Annotated in this window: 23 protein-coding genes; 20 read left to right on the top strand and 3 right to left on the bottom strand. The window is 34.3% G+C overall.

The window, feature by feature from the left end; genetic code table 11:
• Positions 1-118 precede the first annotated feature (118 nt).
• On the top strand, positions 119-361 hold the full coding sequence (locus tag DP120_RS00115; RefSeq protein WP_112221164.1) for a hypothetical protein: 243 nt from the start codon (positions 119-121) through the stop codon (positions 359-361).
• 116 nt (positions 362-477) lie between these two features.
• Positions 478-879 (top strand): hypothetical protein, encoded by a 402-nt coding sequence (locus DP120_RS00110; protein WP_165843678.1) that lies wholly within the window; start codon positions 478-480, stop codon positions 877-879.
• A 310-nt stretch (positions 880-1,189) separates the two neighbouring features.
• Here the strand turns inward: DP120_RS00110 and DP120_RS00105 are convergent, their stop codons facing one another.
• A complete protein-coding gene (locus DP120_RS00105; protein ID WP_112221162.1) occupies positions 1,190-2,107 on the bottom strand; it encodes an LCP family glycopolymer transferase in 918 nt (305 codons plus the stop codon).
• Positions 2,108-2,122: 15 nt separating this feature from the next.
• The gene (locus tag DP120_RS00100) at positions 2,123-2,866 is read right to left on the bottom strand and encodes an SGNH/GDSL hydrolase family protein (RefSeq protein WP_112221161.1); all 744 of its coding nucleotides are present in this window, start codon (positions 2,864-2,866) and stop codon (positions 2,123-2,125) included.
• Positions 2,867-3,079: 213 nt separating this feature from the next.
• On the opposite strand from DP120_RS00100, the gene DP120_RS00095 reads away from it, so the two are divergent.
• From DP120_RS00095 to DP120_RS00010, 18 genes are all read left to right on the top strand, one after another.
• On the top strand, positions 3,080-3,808 hold the full coding sequence (locus tag DP120_RS00095; protein ID WP_112221160.1) for a YveK family protein: 729 nt from the start codon (positions 3,080-3,082) through the stop codon (positions 3,806-3,808).
• 3 nt (positions 3,809-3,811) lie between these two features.
• Positions 3,812-4,513: a CpsD/CapB family tyrosine-protein kinase gene (locus DP120_RS00090; protein WP_112221159.1), complete on the top strand. Its 702-nt coding sequence runs from the start codon at positions 3,812-3,814 to the stop codon at positions 4,511-4,513.
• 156 nt (positions 4,514-4,669) lie between these two features.
• On the top strand, positions 4,670-5,437 hold the full coding sequence (locus tag DP120_RS00085; RefSeq protein ID WP_112221158.1) for a tyrosine-protein phosphatase: 768 nt from the start codon (positions 4,670-4,672) through the stop codon (positions 5,435-5,437).
• Positions 5,438-5,662: 225 nt separating this feature from the next.
• Positions 5,663-7,495, top strand: coding sequence for a polysaccharide biosynthesis protein (locus tag DP120_RS00080; protein ID WP_112221157.1), 1,833 nt, complete (start codon positions 5,663-5,665; stop codon positions 7,493-7,495).
• 26 nt (positions 7,496-7,521) lie between these two features.
• Complete coding sequence (locus DP120_RS00075; RefSeq protein WP_112221156.1) at positions 7,522-8,133, top strand: sugar transferase; 612 nt, start codon at positions 7,522-7,524, stop codon at positions 8,131-8,133.
• Positions 8,123-8,842, top strand: coding sequence for a GNAT family N-acetyltransferase (locus DP120_RS00070; protein ID WP_165843677.1), 720 nt, complete (start codon positions 8,123-8,125; stop codon positions 8,840-8,842). The genes DP120_RS00075 and DP120_RS00070 overlap by 11 nt, the downstream gene beginning before the upstream one ends.
• Positions 8,843-8,846: 4 nt before the next feature.
• Positions 8,847-10,007 (top strand): DegT/DnrJ/EryC1/StrS family aminotransferase, encoded by a 1,161-nt coding sequence (locus DP120_RS00065; protein WP_112221154.1) that lies wholly within the window; start codon positions 8,847-8,849, stop codon positions 10,005-10,007.
• 2 nt (positions 10,008-10,009) lie between these two features.
• Complete coding sequence (locus tag DP120_RS00060; RefSeq protein WP_112221153.1) at positions 10,010-11,218, top strand: glycosyltransferase family 4 protein; 1,209 nt, start codon at positions 10,010-10,012, stop codon at positions 11,216-11,218.
• Positions 11,219-11,237: 19 nt separating this feature from the next.
• A complete protein-coding gene (locus DP120_RS00055) occupies positions 11,238-12,263 on the top strand; it encodes a nucleoside-diphosphate sugar epimerase/dehydratase (RefSeq protein ID WP_112221152.1) in 1,026 nt (341 codons plus the stop codon).
• Positions 12,260-13,372 (top strand): polysaccharide biosynthesis C-terminal domain-containing protein, encoded by a 1,113-nt coding sequence (locus tag DP120_RS00050; protein ID WP_112221151.1) that lies wholly within the window; start codon positions 12,260-12,262, stop codon positions 13,370-13,372. Before DP120_RS00055 ends, DP120_RS00050 begins: the two co-directional genes overlap by 4 nt.
• A 2-nt stretch (positions 13,373-13,374) precedes the next feature.
• A complete protein-coding gene (gene wecB, locus DP120_RS00045) occupies positions 13,375-14,499 on the top strand; it encodes a non-hydrolyzing UDP-N-acetylglucosamine 2-epimerase (protein ID WP_112221150.1) in 1,125 nt (374 codons plus the stop codon).
• A gap of 15 nt (positions 14,500-14,514) precedes the next feature.
• Positions 14,515-15,750 (top strand): MATE family efflux transporter, encoded by a 1,236-nt coding sequence (locus DP120_RS00040; protein ID WP_112221149.1) that lies wholly within the window; start codon positions 14,515-14,517, stop codon positions 15,748-15,750.
• The gene (locus tag DP120_RS00035; protein WP_112221148.1) at positions 15,747-17,075 is read left to right on the top strand and encodes an O-antigen polymerase; all 1,329 of its coding nucleotides are present in this window, start codon (positions 15,747-15,749) and stop codon (positions 17,073-17,075) included. The genes DP120_RS00040 and DP120_RS00035 overlap by 4 nt, the downstream gene beginning before the upstream one ends.
• Positions 17,047-18,393, top strand: a complete 1,347-nt coding sequence (locus DP120_RS00030; RefSeq protein ID WP_112221147.1) for a hypothetical protein — start codon at positions 17,047-17,049, stop codon at positions 18,391-18,393. The genes DP120_RS00035 and DP120_RS00030 overlap by 29 nt, the downstream gene beginning before the upstream one ends.
• A gap of 12 nt (positions 18,394-18,405) precedes the next feature.
• Complete coding sequence (locus tag DP120_RS00025) at positions 18,406-19,542, top strand: glycosyltransferase family 4 protein (protein ID WP_112221146.1); 1,137 nt, start codon at positions 18,406-18,408, stop codon at positions 19,540-19,542.
• 1 nt (position 19,543) lies between these two features.
• Positions 19,544-20,641, top strand: coding sequence for a glycosyltransferase family protein (locus tag DP120_RS00020; RefSeq protein ID WP_112221145.1), 1,098 nt, complete (start codon positions 19,544-19,546; stop codon positions 20,639-20,641).
• 10 nt (positions 20,642-20,651) lie between these two features.
• Entirely contained in the window at positions 20,652-21,620 is a 969-nt protein-coding gene (locus DP120_RS00015; RefSeq protein WP_112221144.1) for a hypothetical protein, read from the top strand.
• Position 21,621: 1 nt separating this feature from the next.
• A complete protein-coding gene (locus DP120_RS00010) occupies positions 21,622-22,902 on the top strand; it encodes a nucleotide sugar dehydrogenase (protein ID WP_112221143.1) in 1,281 nt (426 codons plus the stop codon).
• Between the two features lie 415 nt (positions 22,903-23,317).
• Here the strand turns inward: DP120_RS00010 and DP120_RS00005 are convergent, their stop codons facing one another.
• Positions 23,318-23,794, bottom strand: coding sequence for a VanZ family protein (locus DP120_RS00005; protein WP_112221142.1), 477 nt, complete (start codon positions 23,792-23,794; stop codon positions 23,318-23,320).
• Between the last annotated feature and the right edge of the window lie 270 nt (positions 23,795-24,064).

Raw genomic sequence — 24,064 nt, 5'->3', positions numbered from 1 at the left:
TAATATTTATGATAAAAAGACTAGTCGTTTAGTCTATAAGGCGTTATACTTAATTCAAGATATCGAAAAAGGACCTAATGCCTATACTATAAAATAACTAGAAAGCGGGATGAGGACTATGCACCCTTACCAAGAATACATAGAAAAACTGGAAAATGAGTACAGTAAACAGATTGAAGAAATAATCCATGACTATTACATCGTCCAGGATGAAGGGCCGTCTGTCACAGCCAGAGAGCTGGACATCCCACGCCGAGCCGTGCTGCATTTTATCTACGAATACAACCTTCGCCCGCTCAAGCACCAGAATATCAAAAAAAAAGTAGCGATCACTTATAACAACCTGCGCGCGGCGCAATAGAATCCTAGAACTGTCCAAAGTCACGAAAGATGACTGGGGCAGTTTTTTTCTTACACAATGAAATAGGTCTACAGGCTGCCTTAAAAATGGTAGGGTTAAACTAGTCGGAATTATAAGTGAATAATACCAAGGAGAGTTTGAAGGGAAAAACTATAAAGAGTGGAGAGGGTTACAGAAAAATGGATTACGCAGGAATACTTATCCCATTAGCCATCGTACTCATTTTTATAGCAGTCATGAGTTTCATCTATAAAGACAAAGAAAAAGTCGACAAGGGCTTTAAGGTGAACTTTTTTCGTTTGAGTTACCGAAGAAGAATGATTCAGAGCCTGTTCAGCATACTCTTTGTAATAGCGGCATTTATACTGGCTTACATCATGGAACTTTTTACACTGCAGATTTTAATGGCTTTAGTAGTGATTTCAGTAGTAGGAGGAGCTATCGAGTTAGCTTATAACTATCGGATGTGGAAGAAGCATGGGGGAAGCGGCAGTATTTTCTCGGAGAATGGAAATTAGATAAATTTACCTGCTAAAGAGTGACTCTTAAAGAGGCTGCTTTTGTTACGACTAGTCATTCTGCTAAAATATACTAAAAAGGCGATGCAGATAAAATTCTGTATCGCTTTTTTGTTTTGACTAACTAAGAAGTAATCATGGAAGACGGCGACTCCTGCGGGAATAGCGCGAGCTGAAGACCCCGCAGGAGCACTAGCGACGAGGAGGTTGAAGCCGTGCTGCGGAAAGCGTCCGTAAGGAATGATTTCTTCGTTATCAACATACAAAAAACCACAGGAGCTCTAGCGAGCTTCCTGCAGTTCTATAAAAATCACATATTCAAATGATCCTTCAAAGTCGTCTTAATCTCAGCCAGCTCACTCTCATCCATCATATAATACCAAATACCATCGATCGTTTCCCCGTAACCTTCATCTACAATGATCTGGTCAACCTGTCCGACAGCATCGCGGTAATTCTTCTGGACTTCAACCATTTCGCTGAACTTCATATTTGTACGCACATTATCGCCAAGTGCCGTAAAAATATCTTTATAGTTCATCAGGCTGTTAATAGATGCGCCTTCACGCATAATCCCTTGAATAACTTGCTTCTGGCGATCCTGGCGGCCGAAATCTCCGCGCGGATCCTGTTTGCGCATACGCACGTAACCCAAAGCTTCGTCACCGTTCATATGGATCTCGCCAGCCGAATAACTGTCAAAAGCCATTGGGCTGTTTACTGTAACACCGTCAACGGCATCAACGATATCTTTAAAGCCTTCCATATTGACCTGGACAACATAGTCAATCGGAATATCCAGTAAGTTTTCAACCGTTGCCATCGACATTTCAATTCCGCCAAATGCATAAGCGTGATTAATCTTATCCATTATGCCGCGTCCGACAATCTCCGTATACGTATCACGCGGGATAGACACCATCTTCGTCGTCTTGTCATCAGGATTCACCGTCAGCACGACCATTGTATCCGAACGTCCACGGTCACCTTCGCGTTCATCCACTCCAAGGAGCAGGACAGAGAAAGGATCTTTCTCATTCAATTTCACTTCATCAACACGCATATCCGAAACCGGTCGGTCGATTGGTTCATGGATTTCGTCCATCGTACTTGTAAAGCTGTTATAAACACTAAATAGGTAAATTCCAACTCCGATAACGATCAGTCCCAAAATCCCGACGATCCACGGCCATTTTTTCTTCTTAGCCTTTTGTCGGCTTCTTTTCATGTTGTCTGTCCTCCGTTAGCTGCCGGTGAAATAAGCGATTAATGCATCTGCCCATACTGCGGCACCTGTGTTATTAGGATTGCTGTCTTCCGTCAAATATTCCTTGAGTGCCAAATCTTCTGTAGAAGGCCACTGTTCCCAATGGTTAATATACGCATAATCACGCATTTCTGCAAATTGTTCCAAAGCACTTACCTGTGTTTGGTAGAACTGCGCTCCGTAAATCGGCTGCGGCGGATGCAGGACCAGCTCTGCATCACTTTCAGCACTTAATATCTCTCCGAACACGTTTTGGATATGTACATGTTCCGTCTCGATTTCCACACGTCCATTATTCTTTAACGTAAAAGGTTCCATCAATACGACGTCATATCCTGTCGAGAGTTCCGGCCCGCTCATTAAAAATTCTTCTGAAGTCCCTTCGAACGACATGACTTCCGTCTCTACGAACCCCTCGTAAGAACTTTCCAAAGCATCAGTTAATAATTCAGCGTATCCCGGTTCACCATCATTCATCGCTTCAGACCCGATGATCAGAAATTGAACCTTTTCGCCTTGTCCTTTCCTATTAAAGAAGACCTCCTGAACTTGCGAATCCATCGAAGCAGTCAACTCGTTCAAGTCGATATCAGCCGTTTCTTCGGACACCGCTTCCATTTCTTCTTCGGTTTCTTCCGCTGGAGCGGCTGCGGTTGCCTGTTCGGCAGGTTTCCCGGCAGAAGCGAGTTTCTCTTTCCAGGAAGCATAACTAAAAATCAAAATTATTCCACATAACAGTATAGATAGTAATATACTAAGTTTTTTCAAAACAATAAATGCTCCTTTCCCAATACACTATATATAAAACTAAAGATAGCATAAATCCGTCTATTAGCCTAGAAATCTTTTATAAATTTGAAGTTAATATAGTAACAGATTATGCTATACTAGCATAAGTTGTTCAAAAAAGACCTTAAAGGAGCTACCACTTAAATGGAAGAAACTATCAGTTTACAGGATCTCTTCAAGACGATCCGCAAGCGTCTTGGCCTTATTGCATTACTTACGATTCTGGCTATTACAATCGCCGGTGTCATCTCATTCCTTGTTCTGACACCTGTCTACCAGACATCGACAGAAATCCTGGTCAACCAGAGCCCCACTGAAACAGGCCAATTGACGAACCAGAACATCCAAACCGATTTACAATTGATCAATACATATTCCGGCATCATCAAGAGCCCGGTAATTTTGGGGCCTGTTGTGGAAGAATTAAATTTGGATTTATCAACAGAGCAGTTAAATAGTAAAATTACTGTCAGCAATGCAGATCAATCACAGATTGTTAATATTAGCGTGCAGGACGAAGATCCGGCAGTCGCAGTGGAAATAGCCAATACGACGGCAACCATTTTCGAAAGCAATATACAGGAATTGATGAATGTTGACAACGTCACTATTCTATCTCCAGCTGTATTAAAAGAAGATCCTTCACCAGTCGCGCCGAACCCGATGCTGAATATGGCAATCGCGGCAGTAGTCGGATTGATGCTTGGAGTCGGAATTGCATTCCTTCTCGAATATTTGGATACATCAATGAAAGACCAGCAGGATATTGAAGATGTTCTTGGACTTCCGTTACTCGGCATCGTTTCACCGATTGTCGAAAAAGCGGAACTCGGACCGGAAAGCAAAACGACATCAAGAAGAAGGGCGGGGTAAGGAATGGCTAGGAAGAAAAAAGTTCTCCAACAGACAGCACGCAAACTTATCGCACATACAACGCCCCGTTCGTATGTAGCAGAACAGTTCCGTACACTTCGTACGAATATAACTTTCTCATCACCGGATGCAGACATCCGCACCATGGTTGTAACTTCAGCAGCGCCATCAGAAGGAAAGTCGACAACTTCGGCAAACCTGGCAGTGGTATTTGCACAGGAAGGCAAGCGAGTTCTTCTTGTTGACGGCGATATGCGAAAACCGACAACCCATTACACATTCCACACAGGAAATACAACCGGCTTATCCAGTGTACTAACTAGACAGACGACAGCAGAAGAAGCAATCCGCCAGACAGCGGTGGAACGCTTAGATCTTCTGACATGTGGACCGATTCCACCAAACCCGGCAGAATTATTATCTTCTAAATCGATGGATGCGCTAATACGTCAATTGACAGGTATGTATGATTTAGTCATCTTCGATGCTCCACCAGTTCTATCTGTAACAGATGGACAAATTCTTTCCAATAAATGCGAAGGCACGATCCTCGTCATTAACTCCGGGCATACCGAGAAGGAAATGGCGTTAAAAGCAAAAGAAGCGATTGAATCTTCGAACAGCCGGATAATCGGCGCTGTTTTGAACAATTTTGAACTTCCAAAAGACAGCAGCTATTATCAATATTACGGCGCTACGGAGTAAAAAGAGGCGACTCTTTTTACTTTTTCTTTTGAAATGATTAGGAAAAAGTTGGTAAATTTATTTTGTGATAAAAATTCGAAAAAATAAAATAACAGTATATATAGAAGAAACTCAAATATACTTCTCTATTTACGGCCGAATAAGGAGGAACACCGAGTGATCGATACACACGCACACATACTTTCTGGTCTTGATGATGGCGCGCAGAACATGGACGAAACAAAAGCTTTGCTGCAAAAAGCAGTAGACGAACAGCTTACTGGTATTATAGCAACTCCTCATGCTTACCATCCTAATTTCAAAACAGATTTGGATAAGCTGAAAACACAAATCGAAACAACACGCAATTACATTGCCGAACAAAACCTTCCGCTAAAAATTTACAGCGGCCAGGAATGCCGTCTCACAGAAAAGCTGCCTGACCTTTTAGATGAAGGAAAAGCGTTAACTATGGCGGAATCCCGCTATGTATTGCTGGAATTACCTTCTTCTGGGGTACCGGGATATACCGTACCGATTATCCAGCAATTGATTACCCGCAATTACATCCCTGTCATTGCACATGTCGAACGCAACCAAGGCATTATTGAAAAACCAGAGCGCCTGAATCGTCTATTGCTTCACGGGGCAATGGCGCAGGTGACGGCCGGCTCAGTATCGGGGCATTTCGGTAAAGCTATCCAAAAAACGGCATTCGATCTGATTGAAGCAAACTTAATCCATGTATATGGATCAGATGTGCACAGTATCGATAAACGTCCATTCCATTTTAACGCTGGATTGGATCTGTTGGAGAAAAAGAATTTGCATGAATTTGTCGATATTTTCCTGGAGAACAATGACCGCATCCTGCTCAATGAAAACCTTCACGTGCTGGAGCCACAAACTGTACAAAAGGGAAAATGGTGGAAAATATTCTCTTAATATAACTTGGAATAAAATAATAGTCTTTATGACTATATTCTGTGGATTTTTTATTGTGGGCTGAAAATGTCTGGCTTTTTCAGCTCATTTTAGGATTTTCCAACACAATCGACCTAATTCGACAGTGACTTAGGAGAAAAGTCGTGTTACGATAAACTAAGTTTTTGTAAGATATAAACTGTTTATGCAAAAAAATATTATTTCATAACAGAAAAGAGCGATTGTATGACATTGAAAAATCGAACTTCATTACTCGCTGTGGTGGACTCATTAATTGTCTTTTTTTCTATATTTATTGGCTATTTCCTCCTCCACCCGTGGGTGAACCCCTTCGAAAGCAACTACCTGATTGCCAGTGCCATTACTATCTTCACAGCCCATCATGCATTTGCCACTTATTTTGGCCTTTACCGTAAAGTTTGGGAATACGCTTCAATCGGTGAATTAAAGCTGATTTTTAAAGCAGTAGGCTTTTCAATTCTAGCAGTGGGCGTAGTCCAGTTTATTTATAGAGGAGATGTGCTTTGGCGGGCACTTGCGATTACATGGATGCTGCATCTTTTATTGATTGGTGGATCACGATTGTCCTGGCGGATTTTCAGGGACTCTAAGTTCCGGGTGAAAACAGGCGATTTAAAACCGACCATGATAATCGGAGCCGGTCAGGCTGGCCAGATGGTAGCAAGGCAACTTTTGACAAATCCTGAAAATGGTCTTGTTCCTGTCCTTTACCTGGATGATGATGTGAAAAAGCATGGTTACGAGATCCATGGTATCCGAGTAGCGAACTCAGGAACCGATTCAATCGAAGAAATTATTAAAGACAATGAAATCGAACGGATCATCGTAGCGATTCCATCTATGAGCAGACAGGAAAGTGCAGAACTCATGAAACGCTGCGTCGATACAGGCATCCACACACAGACAATTCCAATGATTGAAGACATTATGACTGGCAAAGTCTCTGTAACGGATATGCACGATGTAAAAATTGAAGATCTTCTCGGGCGAGATGAAGTCCAGCTTGATATGAATAAAATTGCCAATCAATTGACTGGTAAAACGATTCTCGTAACTGGAGCTGGCGGTTCGATTGGTTCTGAAATTTCCAGACAGATTATGCGTTTTGGTCCAAAGAAGCTTCTTCTTCTGGGACATGGCGAAAACTCGATTTACTTGATTGATATGGAGTTGAGGAAAAGTCTAACACCTGACACTGAGATTATTCCGATTATCGCGGATGTACAGGATAGAGACCGAATATTTAACGTTATGGAGCAATATAAGCCGGATGTAGTGTATCATGCGGCTGCACATAAACATGTTCCTTTAATGGAAGGAAACCCGATGGAAGCGGTCAAGAACAATATCTTCGGAACGAAGAATGTTGCAGATGCTGCACATATCAGTGGAGTGAAAAACTTCGTAATGGTTTCAACTGACAAAGCCGTTAACCCACCGAATGTCATGGGAGCAACAAAACGTTTTGCTGAAATGCTTGTACAGAATCTGGCGAAGCGCAGCGATACGAAGTTCGCGGCAGTTCGATTTGGTAATGTACTTGGATCCCGGGGGAGTGTTATTCCTTTGTTCAAGAAACAGATTGCAGCTGGCGGTCCTGTTACAATCACCGACAGCAAAATGACACGTTATTTCATGACGATTCCAGAAGCTTCTCGCTTAGTGATTCAAGCGGGCACCTTAGCAGAAGGCGGAGAAGTTTTCGTTCTGGATATGGGTGAACCTGTTAAGATTGTTGATCTTGCTCGCAACTTAATTCGATTATCCGGATATACGGAGTTGGATATACCAATCAAAGAAACGGGGATTCGTCCTGGTGAAAAACTATTTGAAGAGCTTTTGAATGAAGACGAGATTCAGAGCGAGATGGTGTTTCCGAAGATTTATGTCGGTAGGGCAAATCCGGCTGCGGAGCTTGAGTTGACGTTGTTGATGGAGAAGTTGCATGAGATGAGTAATGAGGAAGTTAAGGAAGTGCTAATTGGGTTGGCTAATAGGAAGAATGTTTCTGCCGAATTAGTACCAATGGCAAAGTAAATTTTATGCGAATGGAATGAAGTAATGTGTACAAAAATTACATCAAAAGGATATCTGATTTTTTTATTTCTCTAATCTTCATGCCATTTTTATTATTAGTAATTTTGTGTGTAGGAATAATTATAAAGTTGGAAGATAAGGGACCTATCTTTTATAATGCCGAACGGTTAGGTAAAAACGGAGCCACTTATCGAATGTTTAAATTTAGGACTATGAAAGTAAATGCTCCTGATCTAAGGAATGAAGATGGGTCAACATTTAGTGCAGAAAACGATTCCCGCCTCTTAAAATCAGGAAGTTTTTTTAGGAAAACAAGTATTGATGAGTTACCACAAATAATCAATGTTTTTTTAGGGAGTATGAGTATAGTTGGTCCAAGACCCGACCTTCCTGAGCATATTAATCAATATACAGAAGAAGAAAAAGAAAAACTTTCGGTTTTACCAGGAGTAACAGGTTATAACCAAGCATATTTTAGGAATTCTATTGATTGGTCGGAAAGAAAAAAGAACGATGTATTTTACTCACGTAACGTATCAATTTTGTTCGATGTAAAAATCATTTTAAAAACTATACAGACTGTAATTTTCAGGAAAAATGTTTTCACTACTAAAGAGGATGTTAAAAATGAATTTTGAATTTGAGGAATTAGCGTGGGATACAAATTACTTTGGAGTTAAAACAGCGAAAATTACTATATATAATCCATTAAACAAAATAGAGTTTGAAGAATTGGTTGCGTCCACTCAAGATTATGAATTCGTTGTGATAAATAACACAAATAATCATCCGGCAAATAACGTCTTAATAGGTTCTCATAGTGATGCTTTTTTAGTAGATATAAATATTCAGTTCGAAATGGAAGTTAGCTTAAACAATGCTGAACTTTATTATTGTGCAAAAAACAATTTTCAAGTTAATAAAGCAATTTCAGAAATAAGTAATAAATCTTTTAATTACTCGAGATTTTTTAACGATCCAAATCTTGACCCAAGTTTTAGTGGGAAAATCTATTTTAATTGGGTTAATAACTCATTCAATAATCCTGATAAATTTTTTGTAGTTGCTAAAGAAGATGAAGAAACACTTGGTTTTTTATTGTTCTCCATCAAAGAGAATAAAAATGTGGTTATTGAATTAATTTCACTTAATGAGAAAGCTCAGGGTAAAGGTATTGGAACAAAATTATTAAAATCTCTCCATTATTATTGCCTTGAGGAAAAACTTGAAAAAATTTATGTAGGTACTCAAATAGATAATCTGCAAGCAATTAATTTTTATCAAAAAAAGGGTTTTAACTTAATTTCTAAAACGTCAATATATCATTATTGGCCAAGAAGGGGATAACTTTATGACTGAAAAATTTATACCTTACTACTTACCGGATATTACAGAGGCTGAAATAAAAGAAGTGGTAGATACATTAGAGTCAGGTTGGTTGGCAAAAGGACCGAAAACAATTGAGTTTGAAGAGAAGTTTGCAGAATACGTCGGGGCAAAATATGCTGTAGCGATGAATTCGTGTACAGCCGCACTTCATATAGCTCTTATTGCAGCCGGTGTAGGACCTGGTGATGAAGTTATTACAACTTCTATGACATTTGCTGCTTCAGTCAATACAATTTTGCATGTTGGAGCAACTCCGGTTTTTGTTGATATTGATCCTGAAACAGGCTTAATCGACGCAAATAAAATTGAAGAAAAGGTTAATGCCAATACAAAAGCTATTGTACCCGTCCATTACGCTGGTCAAGCATGTGACTTAGATAAAATTTATGAAATAGCAAATAAGCACGGCTTATTTGTCTCAGAGGATGCAGCGCACGCAATCTATACAGAATATAAAGGGAATCGCATAGGTCATAAACCTCAGGGAGCGGTTTCTTATAGTTTTTATGCTACTAAAAACCTTGCTACCGGTGAAGGTGGCATGCTCGTTACAGATAGTAAAGAGATTGCAGATCGCGCAAGAGTACTCATAACCCATGGTATGAGTAAAAATGCTTGGAATCGTTATGGCAAAGGCGGTTCGTGGATGTATGATATTGAAGAGCCGGGTTATAAATATAATATGTTTGATTTGCAAGCAGCACTTGGGTTAGTTCAATTAGATCGATTAAATATTATGCAAAATAAGCGGGAAAAACTTGTAAAAACTTATATCGAAGAACTGTCTCAAATTAAAGGTTTAGAGCTTCAACGAGTGAATTCCCATACTACCAAACATGCATGGCACCTACTTATTGTAAGGGTTACAAATGAATTCAGTTTAACTAGAGATCAGTTAATTGAATATTTAGCAGAACATAAAATTGGAACCAGTGTGCACTTTATACCTGTTCATATGATGACAGCCTATAGCTCGTACAAAAATAATGTTGAGCTAAATAACACCGAATCATGGTTTAATGAAATTCTTTCTTTGCCACTTTATTCAACTTTAAATTCGGTCGATGTAAAAAGAGTTGTGGATACAATTAAAGTGGCAGCCGATATAAAGATGAGGGTTTAAAAATGAAAATACTTTATATTTCTACGTCTTTTCCAAAAGCTCAGGAAAGTTCTACAATCTATACAGATTTAGCAGAAGAACTCACTAATCAAAATCATCAGGTAACCGTTGTAGTCTCAGAAGAGAAGAAGAAAACTAATGAAACTTCTATATCAATTGAAAGAGGTATGAAAGTTCTCCGAGTAGTTACAGGAAACCTCTATGACGTTGGTATTTTGGAAAAGGGGATAACCATTTTTCTAATGCAATACCAGATGAAAAAAGCTATAAAAGACCATTTGAATCATAAAGAATATGATTTGATATTATTTGAGTCTCCCCCAGTAACCATCGCTTCAATTGTGAAGTGGGCAATGAAATATTATGATTGCCCCTCGTATTTAATGCTAAAAGATATTTTTCCGCAGAATGCATTGGACATAGGAATTCTTTCAAAGAAACATCCTGCTTATTATTATTTCAAATCTAAGGAAAGAGATTTGTACAGTACTGCTTCTGTGATAGGAGTCATGTCAGAGGCAAACAAAGCATATCTACTAAAACAAAATAAAGATATTAGTTCAGATAAAATAAGGATTTTCCCTAATACAAAAAAAATTAATGAACATTTTGAAACACCGGCTTTGAATTTTAGAGATAAGTACCACATCCCTTTATCAGCAAAACTGGCTGTATACGGGGGGAACATGGGGAAGCCTCAAGGTATTGATTTTCTTTGTGAGATACTTGGCTCACATAAAAGTTCGACAGATATCTTCTTTTTGTTGGTTGGTCGGGGAACAGAAAAAGAAAAAATTAATGACTATATTTCAAAAAAAGATTTAAAAAATGTATTACTCTTAGATTCACTTCCTCGTGATGAATATGAAAGTATGTTGTTGGAAGCTGACATTGGTTTAGTTTTTCTTGATAAACGATTCACTATACCCAACTTCCCTTCTAGAGTATTGTCATATTTCGAGAAGCAACTTCCTGTATTAGCAGCTATTGATCAGAACACTGATTTTGGTGATATGATTATTAATTCAAAAAGCGGTAAAACAGCTTTAGCAGGAGACTTAAATGATTTTAATAACAAATTATCTTATATGATTAATAATCCTAAAGATTTAAAAAAAATGGGGTTAAATGGATCAAGGTATATGAAAGAAAATTATAATGTAAAAAAATCAGTCGATTTAATTGAAGATCATATTTCTTCAATTACATAAGACCTGGGGGTTAATTTCATTGTTTAAAGATAAGACCTTATTAATAACTGGCGGGACAGGATCATTCGGAAATGCTGTATTAACCAGATTTTTAGATACAGATATAAAAGAAATTCGCTTATTTTCGAGAGATGAAAAAAAGCAAGAAGATATTAGAAAGAGACTAAATAATCCTAAAGTCAAATATTATATTGGTGATGTAAGAGATATCAACAGTATTAATGTAGCAATGAACAATGTAGATTATGTTTTCCACGCCGCTGCCCTAAAACAGGTTCCCTCATGTGAATTCTTCCCTATGGAAGCAGTTAAAACGAACGTACTGGGAACTGAAAATGTACTAAATGCTGCAATACAAAATAATGTAAAAAAAGTTATATGTCTTTCAACCGATAAAGCTGTTTATCCAATAAATGCTATGGGGATTTCAAAAGCGATGATGGAGAAAGTTACTGTCGCAAAATCGAGAACTGTAAGTGTTGACGATACCAATATTAGTGGTACACGTTATGGTAATGTTATGGCTTCACGAGGATCAGTTATTCCTCTTTTCATTGATCAGATTAAAGCCGACAAACCATTAACAATTACAGATCCAGAAATGACAAGGTATCTAATGTCGTTGGAGGATGCAGTTGAACTAGTCCTCTTTGCTTTCTTAAACTCGAATCAAGGTGACATCTTTGTTCAAAAAGCTCCAGCTTCCACGATTGGAGAACTCGCTCAGGCACTAAAAGAACTATTTAAAGTCGATAACCCGATTGAAGTTATCGGTACTCGCCATGGTGAAAAACTATATGAAACTCTTCTCACGCGAGAAGAAATGGCTGTAGCTACGGATATGGGCGGCTATTATCGCATACCGGCTGATAACCGTGACTTGAACTACAATAAGTACTTCACTGAAGGCGAAGAAGAGATTTCAGAAGGATGGGAGTACAACTCTCACAACACGCATCGTTTATCAATGCAGGAAATTAAAGAATTACTACTCACACTAGATGTTGTTAAGGAAGAACTGGCAAAAATGGGTGTTACTCAATGACGAAAATTTTAGTGACAGGTGCGAACGGATTTGTCGGTAAGAATTTGGTGGCAGAATTAAGAAATCATGGGCATGAGGAGTTATATCTATATAATAGAGATAACTCTTTAGAAGACCTTGAAAAATTCACTACAAATTGTGATTTTGTATTTCATCTAGCAGGCGTTAACCGTCCTCAAAATGAAAGTGAATTTATGGAAGGGAATCAAGGCTTAACTTCTCAGCTTCTCCAGTTTCTAATGAAAAATAAAAATAAAGCTCCCGTATTAATCACTTCTTCAATTCAAGCGGAAAAAGATAATCCGTATGGCTTGAGCAAAAAAGCTGGGGAAGATGAATTATTTGCCTATTCAAAAGAAACAGGTGCAAAGGTATTTGTATACAGGCTGCCAAATTTGTTTGGTAAATGGAGCAAACCAAATTACAATACAGTAGTTGCTACGTTCTGTCATAATGTCTCGAGAGATATAGATATCCAAGTAAACAATCCTGCAGCTGTTCTGGAGTTGGCTTACATTGATGATGTCATGGTAGAGTTTCTGAGAGCTTTGGAAGGAAATCCAACCATCAATCGAACATTTGGCGTTGTACCAGTTACTCATAAGATTAAGTTAGGCGATTTAGCTGACCGCATTCGAAGCTTTAAAGAAAGCAGAACCTCTCTGGCTGTTCCAAAAATGAGCGATGACTTAACGAAGAAGTTGTACAGTACATATTTAAGTTTCTTGCCTGAAGATAAATTCTCTTATGATTTAAAGATGAATGTTGATAATCGCGGTTCCTTTACTGAGTTCCTCCGCACACCAGACCGTGGCCAGGTATCGGTTAATATATCTAAGCCCGGTATTACTAAAGGGAATCATTGGCATCATACTAAAAATGAAAAGTTCCTAGTGGTAAGTGGCAACGGTTTAATAAGATTCAGAAATATTGAATCAGAAGAGATTATCGAATACTACGTAAATGGCGACAAACTCCAGGTCTTAGATATTCCGACAGGCTATACACATTCAATCGTAAATGTAGGAGAAACAGATTTGGTCACAGTTATGTGGGTAAATGAAAGCTTTGATCTCAAAAAGCCAGACACTCATTATTTGGAGGTATAAGGATGAAAAAGTTAAAGGTAATGACTGTTGTAGGTACTAGGCCAGAAATCATCAGGCTTTCAGCAGTTATTAATAAATTGGAAGAGTCAAATGCAATTGAACATATTCTTGTACATACGGGACAAAATTATGATTATGAATTGAATGAAGTTTTCTTCGAGGATTTTAACTTAAGAAAACCGGATTATTTCTTAAATGCAGCGAACGGAACGGCTGTTGAAACAATCGGTAACATTCTTGTGAAAATTGATCCGATTTTAGAAGAAGTCAAACCTGAAGCGTTGTTAGTACTTGGTGACACAAACAGCTGTCTGTGTGCAATTGCCGCAAAGAGAAGACAGATTCCAATCTTCCATATGGAAGCTGGAAACAGATGCTTCGATCAACGTGTTCCTGAAGAAACGAATCGTAAAATTGTGGATCACACAGCTGATATTAACTTAACGTACAGTGATATTGCCAGAGAATATCTCTTAAGAGAAGGTTTGCCGGCAGACCGAATTATTAAAACAGGGAGTCCTATGTTTGAAGTTCTTTATACAAGAAAAAAAGATATTGAGAAATCGAATATAATCGAGAAATTGAATCTTAAAGAAGATAATTATTTTATAGTATCTGCTCATCGAGAAGAAAATATCAGTTCCAAAAAGAACTTTATGGATTTGTGTGAGAGTCTAAATGCGATTGCAGATCAATATGGTATGCCTATAATTATTAGTACTCATCCTAGAACTCAGAAAATGATTAATTCTACAGGAATTAAATTTAATTCATTGATCAAAACGATGAAACCCCTTGGGTTCAATGATTATGTAAAACTTCAAATGAAGGCGAAAGCTGTTCTTAGTGACAGTGGAACAATAAGTGAAGAATCTTCTATTCTTGGATTTAAGGCCCTTAACATTAGGGAGGCACATGAACGTCCAGAAGCGATGGAAGAAGCTGCAGTTATGATGGTTGGATTAGAGAAATTGAGAATACTGCAGGGTCTAGAAGTTTTACAAACACAAAGTGAGAATACTTTAAGAAAAGTACAAGATTATAGTATGCCGAATGTTTCAGAAAAAGTTTTGAGAATTATACTCTCATATACTGAATATATAAATAAAAAAGTGTGGAATAAATAATAAAAGAGGTAAATAATGAATGAAAAAAAAATACTCAATCTTACTACTCTTTCATCTATAGACTTATTATTTAAAACTATTTTTGAAATGTTGGTTTTGGTAGTAGTTACAAATCTTTTTGGTACAGAAGTTGTTGGCAAAATAGGGATAGCTACAGGAGTATTTGTTTTTATAGCGTACTTAGCTTTTTCACCTGAAACATATTTGTTAAAAGAAATAAATAAAATCCAAAAAAATCTTGCGATGTACTACCAAGTTTTTTCCTTATTTTGGATTTTTCGCTTCATTGTTTTGTTACTTTTAATTATCATAATCAGCACTTATTTTTTTATGGAGAAAGGAAATGAACTAGCATTAATTTTTTTGGTGATTTCTTTAATCCAACTTATAAAAATATATCAACAAAGTATATACGAATTTTATTATGTTACATACCAACAAAAAATTGTAGTTATACAGGGAATAGCATTTAAAATATTTTTTACTTTGCTTTTAGGGGTAATTTATTTAAAACCCTCACTCAATATATTTTTGTTAATATATTTCTTAAGTTATTTTGTTCCTTTAATTTATTGGCTCTACGATAGTAAAAAGAGATTTGCAAAAAAAGATATCTCAATAACTTTAGTTGATGTTAAAGGGATGTTCTTAGAATTAAAAGATTTTTCAATATGGGATCATTTAATAAAATCCTCGTTAAATGCCATGTATCGTATCGATACTTTCATTCTATTCTTGTTTTTATCACCATTGCAAATAGGATATTATACCCTTGCTTTAAGTATTTCTAATTACTTTCAAATAATACCTCAATTTTTCCAAAAAGCTTTAGTTTTATTCTTCGATAAAGAGGTTAGCAATGGAGCATTACTTAAAAAGTCATTAAAAGCAAACTTAATAGTTAATGTCATTCAAGTATTAGCGTTCCTTATACTAGGAAAAATTGCCATCGAAATGATTTTTAACACTAATACTGATGAAGTGTATAGAATATCTTTGATTCTAATAGTTGCCGTTTCAATATTTAATATAGTAAGACCTTATCAGTCTTTACTAATAAATCTAACTACAATGAAAAACCTCTTTATAAAAATATATCTTCCTATCTTAGGATGGTCTGTTGTATCATTGCTAACTTTTGTTTATATGTGGGGGATTGATGGAGCATTAATTTCGAAATTACTTACCTTCGTGTTTCTTTCTTTATTATTAATAAAAATGTCGAATAATATTAAAGTGGGTATAAAATGATTATTTTACTTTACTTTTTATCAGTAATTACCGTTTCATATTTCCTTTTTTATGTTTTAAAAAAATCAAAATTAAACTGGGTTAATCCATTAAGTTTATTCACTATAAATTTTCTGCTTTATTTTCTAGTAATGCCTTTTCTAATTTTGTTTACAGAATCTTTCACTGTATATATGGTAGATAATCCCGACTCTTTGTTTTTTAGATTACATTTAACTATTTTTATATTTTTTATTTCAGTTATTGTAGGGTACAAGCTATTAGAAGGCACAGTAATAAATAAAAAGTTGATAAATCGGGAAAAACAAATATTTGAAGGTGAAAATAATTATTTGTTAATCGATATATTAATTTTTAACTTTTTTCTTATAATTTTTATAATCAGTTTTTACAACTTTTTTAGTAGCGGTTACTTATTTTATATCGAAAACATGTCAAATAGAATTTTCCTTACTCAAGGTAAGGGATACTACCAATGGGGATTAACGCTTTTTGCGCCATTAAGTGTTTATTATTTAGATAAATATCTTGTGAATAAGAATAAATTAATCTTGATTCTTTTTTTATTGAGTTTTGTAATATCCAATCTCATGTACATTTCCCTTGGATTTAGAGGCCGGAGCTTAATTTTAATTGTGACTCTTATACTCTTATATTCAATTAGAAATAAAAGCTCAATAAAAAATGTAGTGATAGCTACAGGTCTGCTTGTTCCACTGTACCTGCTTTTAGGTGTATTAAGGGAATATATTGCGGGAAGTGGATTAGAGAGATTTAGTTATAAATTTGATCTGATAGATTTTGTAGAAAAAGCAAAAATGACATTAGGTGTTTCAGAATATCTAGCGATTTTACTGGAAAGATATTCAGAAATAAATACCTTCGTACTTGGAAAAACATTCTTCTCTTTATTAACATTTCCGATTCCCAGTAGTATATTCCCTTCTAAGCCATACGGATCTGGACCTATAGTTTCAAATGTAATATCTCCAGGAGTATATACAATAGGTGGAGAATATAACACAAGCTTTACAATATCCTTAATAGGTGAAGGATATATTAATTTCGGTTATTTTGGTGTATTAATAGTAGGTTTTATTTTTGGGTGTGCTTTGAAGTTTTTAGATGTTCTAATAAAAAAAGAAAACGATTATCTTCCGATTTATTTAGTACTGTTAGTAGGTTTAGTTAATAAAGTACTGGTCGGTGAGTTTTTAGGTGCTATGAGCGGAATTCTTTTTGAAATTATTCCATTGATTTTCGTGATAAAAATTAGTAGAAAGATAAGGAGAAAAAATGCAAAAAAAAGTAAACAATTTATATAACTATTTGAAGAGTTGGGAAAGTAATGGTTCTTATAAAAGTATGATTGTACATCGAGGTAACTTAAAAAGAGTGTCAAACTTACATGACACTCCTTGGTTACAAGGTCCAATGATAGAATCACTTTTAGAAATTTATATGGGCATGAAAACTGAAGAAAATTTAAAAGATTTAATTAAAGCAGTTGAAGTGCAACTGGGAAATTTAACAGAAATAGGTAGTTATAAGAATGCTGGTCATGAAGATGATAGATTTTCTTCTTTGATTCATAATGGCTTAGCTTCAATCGCATTAGCAAAAGTTTTAATTAATATAGATAGTGAAGTTACAGAAGAGTTCCAAGGGTCTATTAAAGCAACTATTAATAGAAATATGGAATATCTAACAGAAAAACTTTTCTCAGAAGAAGAAAAATCATTTAAATTTGATTTGTTAGATTTTTACACTCACGATAACAATCATTTCGTGTTAAATATGAATGCCATTATTCTAGAGTTTATAGTTCTTTATGAATTAATATTTGATAAAAATATGGATTACTATGCTTTTTCTATAATTGACTTTTTAGATAAACATATTGTTTCTGAATTCATACCATATTCCAATTTGCGTAAAGATATTCAGATTACAATATATTCTGCAATTATTGGAAGAGGATTAGTAGAATATATAATACATAAAGAAGGAAAAATTCCGGAAAGCAAAAAAGTAATTGTAATAAACCTTTTAAATAAAGTTAACGCATCTATTGAAGACTCTTTATATAAAAATATGTATTTTATCCATGGTAAAAAAGTATCTAATACTGAAGTATATGATGAACAGTTTCCTGTTTTTATCTCAGGTAGTGGAATAATCCTTGATTACTTATGGAGGTTTCAATCCTATCAACCTGGGAAAGGCCTTAATATAAAAGAGTTAGCTGAAAATGTATTGAAACATCAAAATAAGAACGGAGGAGTAAAGAATTATAAAGGATATTATACTAAAGATAATTATAGGAAAATTAATGTAAAATCAGTATGGGAAGACAACGTGCCAACACCAGGATGGAATGGTTTTTTATTGTTATCATTACTAAAAATATTTAAAAATGATCTCGATTTTGCTGAAATAAAAAAAGAGTCTTTAAAGAAAACCGTGATTTTAAATTACAAATTTTTATGTTTTGAGGGAGAAAAAATTTTCATATTACTATCTTGGTTTCCGTTATTAAGTATGGCATTCTACATTTTTGAGAAGAAAAAAGATAAACCTATTTTTTGTTGGGATTTTAGATATGTCATAAAGCTATTTAAAAAAGGATACTATATTAACTAAAGGAGTGTAAAAGTGACTAAGTTCCTTGTATTTAACACAACGTTTTTACCTCATCAAGGCGGAATTGATAATTATATTAATAACTTAATAAAATATACAGATCACAATGTTAAGGTTATATGTTTCATCAAAGAAAATAATGATGAGGATGGAATTATCTCTATCTTTGAGTATTTTAAAATACCAACAAAGTTAGGGGGAATTTTACTAAGATTCGATTTAATCACATCAATTATAGTATTAGTATATTTTTACTTAAATAAAAATAAATTAAATTCAGATATATTATTAGTAAGGCACCCTGTCTTTTATCCCTTGGTTTACTTTAATAAAAAAATTGCTTTCGTTATTGCTACCATTTTACCGGACTATATGGCAACAGCATTAAAAGATGCGAGTTTTATTCGAAAAATATATTTATCGTTAAGAATACTGTTTTTTAAATATGCGGAGAAAAAGCTCGTGAAGCATTCGAATGTTTTTACCTTAAGTAACAACATGAAAAATGAAGTATTAAAAAATTATAAAGAAGTTCTAAAGAATGAAGTAATAGTGAGTTATCCCGGCATCAATAGAGATAGATTTACCTATAGTTTAAAAGAAATAAACAGAAAGCAAATAGATCTTGTAACAGTATGTAGACTTTCGAAAGAAAAAAATATCGAATTAATTTTAAAAGCTATATCGGAAAATCCAAACCTATTTCTTACTATCGTAGGCGATGGCCCTAACAAAAAAAAATTAGTTAATATGGTAGATGAGTTAAAGATACAAAAAAAAGTGAAATTTGAAGGCTTTAGTAATAAAGTGGAAGTTTTTTTGAAAAATGCTGATATTTTTGTTTTGCCATCTACTTATGAAGGATTCGGACATGTTTATTTAGAAGCAATGGCTACAGGTAAACCATGCATAGCATTAGATGCCTCTTTCGGTTATAAAGTTGCCTCAAATGAAATAATTAAACCCCTTTATAATGGGGAGTTAATTAACAATAATTCAAACTCTCTCTCTAACGCTATCAACAAGATTACTTGTAGTGATGAAATTTATGCTGAATATTCTTTAAATGCTTTAAATTTTTCTGAAAAGTTTAATTGGAACAATCATCTAGAGAAAATAGAGAAAAGCATATCTAAAGAAAGGGAGTAAAATGAAAAAAATACTAATGGTAGTACCTGCTATTGATATAAGAATTGTAAAATTTGCAGAAGTATTTTCTAGTAAAAATTATGCAATCACAATAGTTACTGATAAAAAATATACTAGTACGTATCAAGAAAGATTAAATAAAATTAATAACTTGAAAGTTATAGTTATTTATAAAAAGGACTATATACCAACTCAAATTATATTTGATCCATATCGTTTCTTAATATATAAAAAAATCTTTAGGGAAGAATATGAATTTATATATTCAAGAGATGCATATATTTCTTACGTGGTCTTAAAGCTGTCGAAAAAGAAAGATAATGTTTATGTGGATATAGCAGATGATTTGCTTTCTGTGGCCAATCAAACTAATAGTATCTCGAAGAAATTATATAATTTTATAATTAACACCAAAAAAGTAGAAAAGTTTGTGATAACAAATGCAGGAAAAGTCATGTTTGTTTGTCATGCTGCTAAAACACATTTTCTTAAGAGACACAATCTAGATAGAGAAAATACATATATAGTTTCTAATGCACCTTTTTTTCATAAACAAATAATAAAAGAAAGTGTGTATATTGGGAGTGAAATCAAAATACTGTATACTGGCACAATAGATAAAGGGATTAGAGACTTTGAAACCATATTAAGTACAGATTCATATTTAACAAATAAAATCATTGTAGACTGCTACGTTTTTAATCATGACAAAAGTCAATACGTTAAAGAGATTAAAGAAAAAGCCAGTTTTTTAAAAAATATCGAAATTAATTTTAACGCGCCTGTAAAAAACTTAAATTATAAAAATTTACTTGCAGAATATCAAATAGGGATTATCCCACATGCAAGAAATGAAGTTACAGACTTTACGATTCCAAATAAAATATATGACTATTGGGAAAATAACATGTTAATAATTTCTAGTGATAACCCATCTATAGTAGGAGAGTTAAATGAATTGAAACAAATCCTTTTTTATGAAGGGGAAAATCCCGTTAGTTTAGCGGGAATTTTGAATGATTTAAACAATAAGAATTTTAGTATCACTACCTTTACAAGCGAAAATTCTTTCTTGCAAGAGGCAAAAAATATTTTTTAGGGGTTTTTTTATGCGAGGTTTACTTTTATATTCTGAAGAAGCAAAAAATGCGAAAGAATTAAGTTTCATTAAAGAACTACAAAATGCGGGAATCGATACTGTTGTGTTAATAATTAAAGATTATAATGGTTCATGGATGACTTTAGAAGAGGTAAAAGAGATTAAATTATTTTTAAAAAAACAAGATATTAAGTTATTTGGATGGATATGTACACTAACAGAAGGCTATGAGGGAGAATTAACTAAAAAAAACAGATCACCATTTTTTGAAGAAAGAAAATGGTCTGTTATAGATATGGATGGGAACAATACAATAGATAAACCAATCTACTGTGATTTAGGATATGAACAATACGCATGTCCGAATAATAATGATCATACCGATTTTGTCATTAGTACTCTGCTTGAATATAAAGAATGTTTAGAGGGAGTTCTTTTTGATTTTGTTAGGTTTCCATTAGAAGAGGAATATTGCTTTTGTGAGGAATGCAATAAACTATCAAGAAAAATTTATAATAAAGATATTAAAAAACTCTCTACTTTTGAAAGATTTTTATTTAAAAAAGAGTCCATTACAAGGTTTGTAAACAAATTAAATTCTTCTACCGATTTAGAAAGTACATTTCTTGTATGGCCTGAATTTTACACCAAAGACTTGATGAGAAGTCAAGATTATAAGAACTGGAAAGTAGATAATATATCACCAATGATGTATAAAACATTATGGCCAAGTGAAAAGTTTTTAAAAAATATTGCGTTAAATAAAACTATTGCTAAATCCCTACCTCTATATATTTTAGACGAATCTTTAAAGACGAAAGTAAAATCACTAAAAACCTTTAATGATGACTTTATAATTACCCATTATAAATTAAAGAGTCCGAGTAACTTAAATGGATTCAAAATAAAAAGGATATTCTATATGGTGTATAGACATATAGAATATTACGATAGAAAACTAAATTGGAGATGGTTTTAAATTGGATATAAAAATAGCTGTTGTTGGATTAGGATATGTAGGATTACCATTAGCGGTAGAATTTGCAAAAAAATACAAAGTAATTGGTTTTGATATAAGTGAAAATAGAATAAATGAACTAAAAAAAGGAAAAGATAGAACTAATGAAATAAACCCTTCAGAGTTAAAAAATGAAAATATTTTATTTACAGAAAATGCCAAGTATTTAAAAGAGTGTAATTTCATCATTGTAACTGTTCCGACCCCTATAACAAGTGATAAGTTACCAGATTTAAATCCTTTATTAAAAGCCTCAGCAATAATTGGTGAAAACTTAAGTATAGGAACAACTATAGTTTATGAATCTACTGTTTATCCTGGGGTTACTGAAGAAGAATGCGTTCCGGTACTTTTAGAATCTTCTTCTTTAATATATGGTAAGGACTTCTTTGTAGGTTACTCTCCTGAACGAATAAATCCAGGTGATAAAAAAAATAAAATAAGTAATATAGTAAAAGTAGTATCAGGACAGAATAATGAAACGCTAGAAAAGATTGCTACTTTATATGGAAGCATTATAACAGCTGGTGTCTATAAAGCTACTTCAATTAAAGTTGCGGAGGCAGCCAAAGTAATTGAGAATACTCAAAGAGATTTGAATATTTCTCTAATGAATGAGCTAGCTACTATTTTTGATATACTTGACATAGATACTAATGATGTAATAGAAGCAGCTTCAACGAAGTGGAATTTTTTGAAGTTTAAACCTGGTTTAGTAGGTGGTCACTGTATAGCAGTAGATCCATATTATTTAACTTATAAAGCAGAAAAAGCAGGATATATTCCTCAAGTTATTTTAGCTGGTAGAAGAGTAAATGACAATGTAAGCAAACTAATATCTACCTCTATAGTAAAAAAAATGATTGAAGAAGACATGAAAATAAAAGAAAGTGTTATAACAGTACTTGGCTTAACTTTTAAAGAGAATGTTTCTGACATTAGAAATACAAAAGTAATTGACCTAATAAAAGAATTAAAAGAATATGGGTTCAGAGTTAACGTAGCAGATCCTCATGCAAATATTGAAGAAGTGAAAAGAGAATTCAATATAGACTTACAGAATGTAAATGATATAAAAGATTCTAATTGCGTAATTTTAGCAGTTTCACATCAAGAGTTTATTGATGAAGGATGGAAACTTGTTGAGTCGCTGTTGCAGGTCGATAAAGGAATTGTTTATGATATAAAAGGTTCATTGAACAGGGAAGATAAACCTGAAAAAGTTATTCTATGTAGACTATAAAATCATTTTTAAAATTATAAATAAAAGGCAAGGTGACTTAAGTGAGTCGCCTTGCCTTTCGAAATCGCGCCACTGTGTCAGACACAACTCAGTTTATTCATGACAATTGCATCCCCAACAAGCTGCCTCCAGAAACCATAAAGGTTTTCAGTGGCAGCTTATTTATATTTAGCCAGAAAATTAACTAGTCATTATTGTACCGGAGTCAGGTGTTATTGACGCCTGATTTTGTTCAGAAATTGACGGTTCTTTTTGTCACAAATCTGACGGATTTGTTGTCCGATAAATGGAGAAAAACGAGGGAGAACTTGGCCAGTTGTAAACGCTAAACTAGAGAGAGCAATTTATCACAAACGAGATAAAGCGAGTTTAGAAAGGTTTTAAAAAACCTATTTTTTACAGTTGCGGTTAGTAGTTACTTTCGTTTATCATCCGCAAAGACACCAATTATTTTTTGTAACGTCTCCCAAAATACTGAATTCAATCCCCCTTGCTCTTTTACATAGATACTCAATCTATAGGCTATATATATGCCCGCCATATCGATCAATACATCTGAGAATCTTCCACTTCGTTCAAAGAATAATTGGAGTAATTCCGTAAAAAAGGCAAAGAGACTGCATAGAATTATAGCTTTTCGATTAGCGGAGATGCTTTTAGCAAGTAATATGAAAAGGATACCAAACGAAATCACATGTCCAATTTTTTGGAATACATAGGATTTACTGTCTAAATGAATGTCATTGATTATAAATAGTTCGGAAAGGTTTGGAAATAGACGAATGTTTAATCCAATTTCTCTGGAGAATAATAATGACTGGAAACTGTGAGTGTTAGTGGCCAAAAGAATGCATAAGGCCCAGAAAATAACTGGTAGGTATTTAACTTTCAAACGAAACTTCCCTTCAGACTTATTATTGAGAATATCGTTTCTTCATCTTTTAGATTTAAATTAAGCTTTGAAAACTGGCTTGGAATGAGAAGAAAATGAAATTCAGATGTCCTATTGATCTTCTTTTTTTATTATAAGTTCATTGATTAGGAATGACTAGTAAACATAATTATTTTTAGAAAGTTGAGCCCCTTGTCAACGCCGGTTTAATTTTCCCCATTATAGCCGGAATAAAATTCCCCACTTGAGCTAGTTTGCAGGTGGGGCAGC

The organism is Planococcus halotolerans, from assembly GCF_003289955.1.
In the GTDB taxonomy this organism is placed as follows: domain Bacteria; phylum Bacillota; class Bacilli; order Bacillales_A; family Planococcaceae; genus Planococcus; species Planococcus halotolerans.
Note: the sequence above shows the minus strand (reverse complement) of the source record. Positions and strands in the feature narration are given on the sequence as shown.

Coding starts and splice junctions, on each gene's coding strand:
- DP120_RS00090 (WP_112221159.1), top strand. CDS start 3,812: ATGGCTAGGAAGAAAAAAGTTCTCCAACAGACAGCACGCAAACTTATC.
- wecB (WP_112221150.1), top strand. CDS start 13,375: ATGAAAAAGTTAAAGGTAATGACTGTTGTAGGTACTAGGCCAGAAATC.
- DP120_RS00080 (WP_112221157.1), top strand. CDS start 5,663: ATGACATTGAAAAATCGAACTTCATTACTCGCTGTGGTGGACTCATTA.
- DP120_RS00065 (WP_112221154.1), top strand. CDS start 8,847: ATGACTGAAAAATTTATACCTTACTACTTACCGGATATTACAGAGGCT.
- DP120_RS00020 (WP_112221145.1), top strand. CDS start 19,544: ATGAAAAAAATACTAATGGTAGTACCTGCTATTGATATAAGAATTGTA.
- DP120_RS00095 (WP_112221160.1), top strand. CDS start 3,080: ATGGAAGAAACTATCAGTTTACAGGATCTCTTCAAGACGATCCGCAAG.
- DP120_RS00070 (WP_165843677.1), top strand. CDS start 8,123: ATGAATTTTGAATTTGAGGAATTAGCGTGGGATACAAATTACTTTGGA.
- DP120_RS00015 (WP_112221144.1), top strand. CDS start 20,652: ATGCGAGGTTTACTTTTATATTCTGAAGAAGCAAAAAATGCGAAAGAA.
- DP120_RS00050 (WP_112221151.1), top strand. CDS start 12,260: ATGACGAAAATTTTAGTGACAGGTGCGAACGGATTTGTCGGTAAGAAT.
- DP120_RS00105 (WP_112221162.1), bottom strand. CDS start 2,107: ATGAAAAGAAGCCGACAAAAGGCTAAGAAGAAAAAATGGCCGTGGATC.
- DP120_RS00040 (WP_112221149.1), top strand. CDS start 14,515: ATGAATGAAAAAAAAATACTCAATCTTACTACTCTTTCATCTATAGAC.
- DP120_RS00030 (WP_112221147.1), top strand. CDS start 17,047: ATGCAAAAAAAAGTAAACAATTTATATAACTATTTGAAGAGTTGGGAA.
- DP120_RS00035 (WP_112221148.1), top strand. CDS start 15,747: ATGATTATTTTACTTTACTTTTTATCAGTAATTACCGTTTCATATTTC.
- DP120_RS00060 (WP_112221153.1), top strand. CDS start 10,010: ATGAAAATACTTTATATTTCTACGTCTTTTCCAAAAGCTCAGGAAAGT.
- DP120_RS00115 (WP_112221164.1), top strand. CDS start 119: ATGCACCCTTACCAAGAATACATAGAAAAACTGGAAAATGAGTACAGT.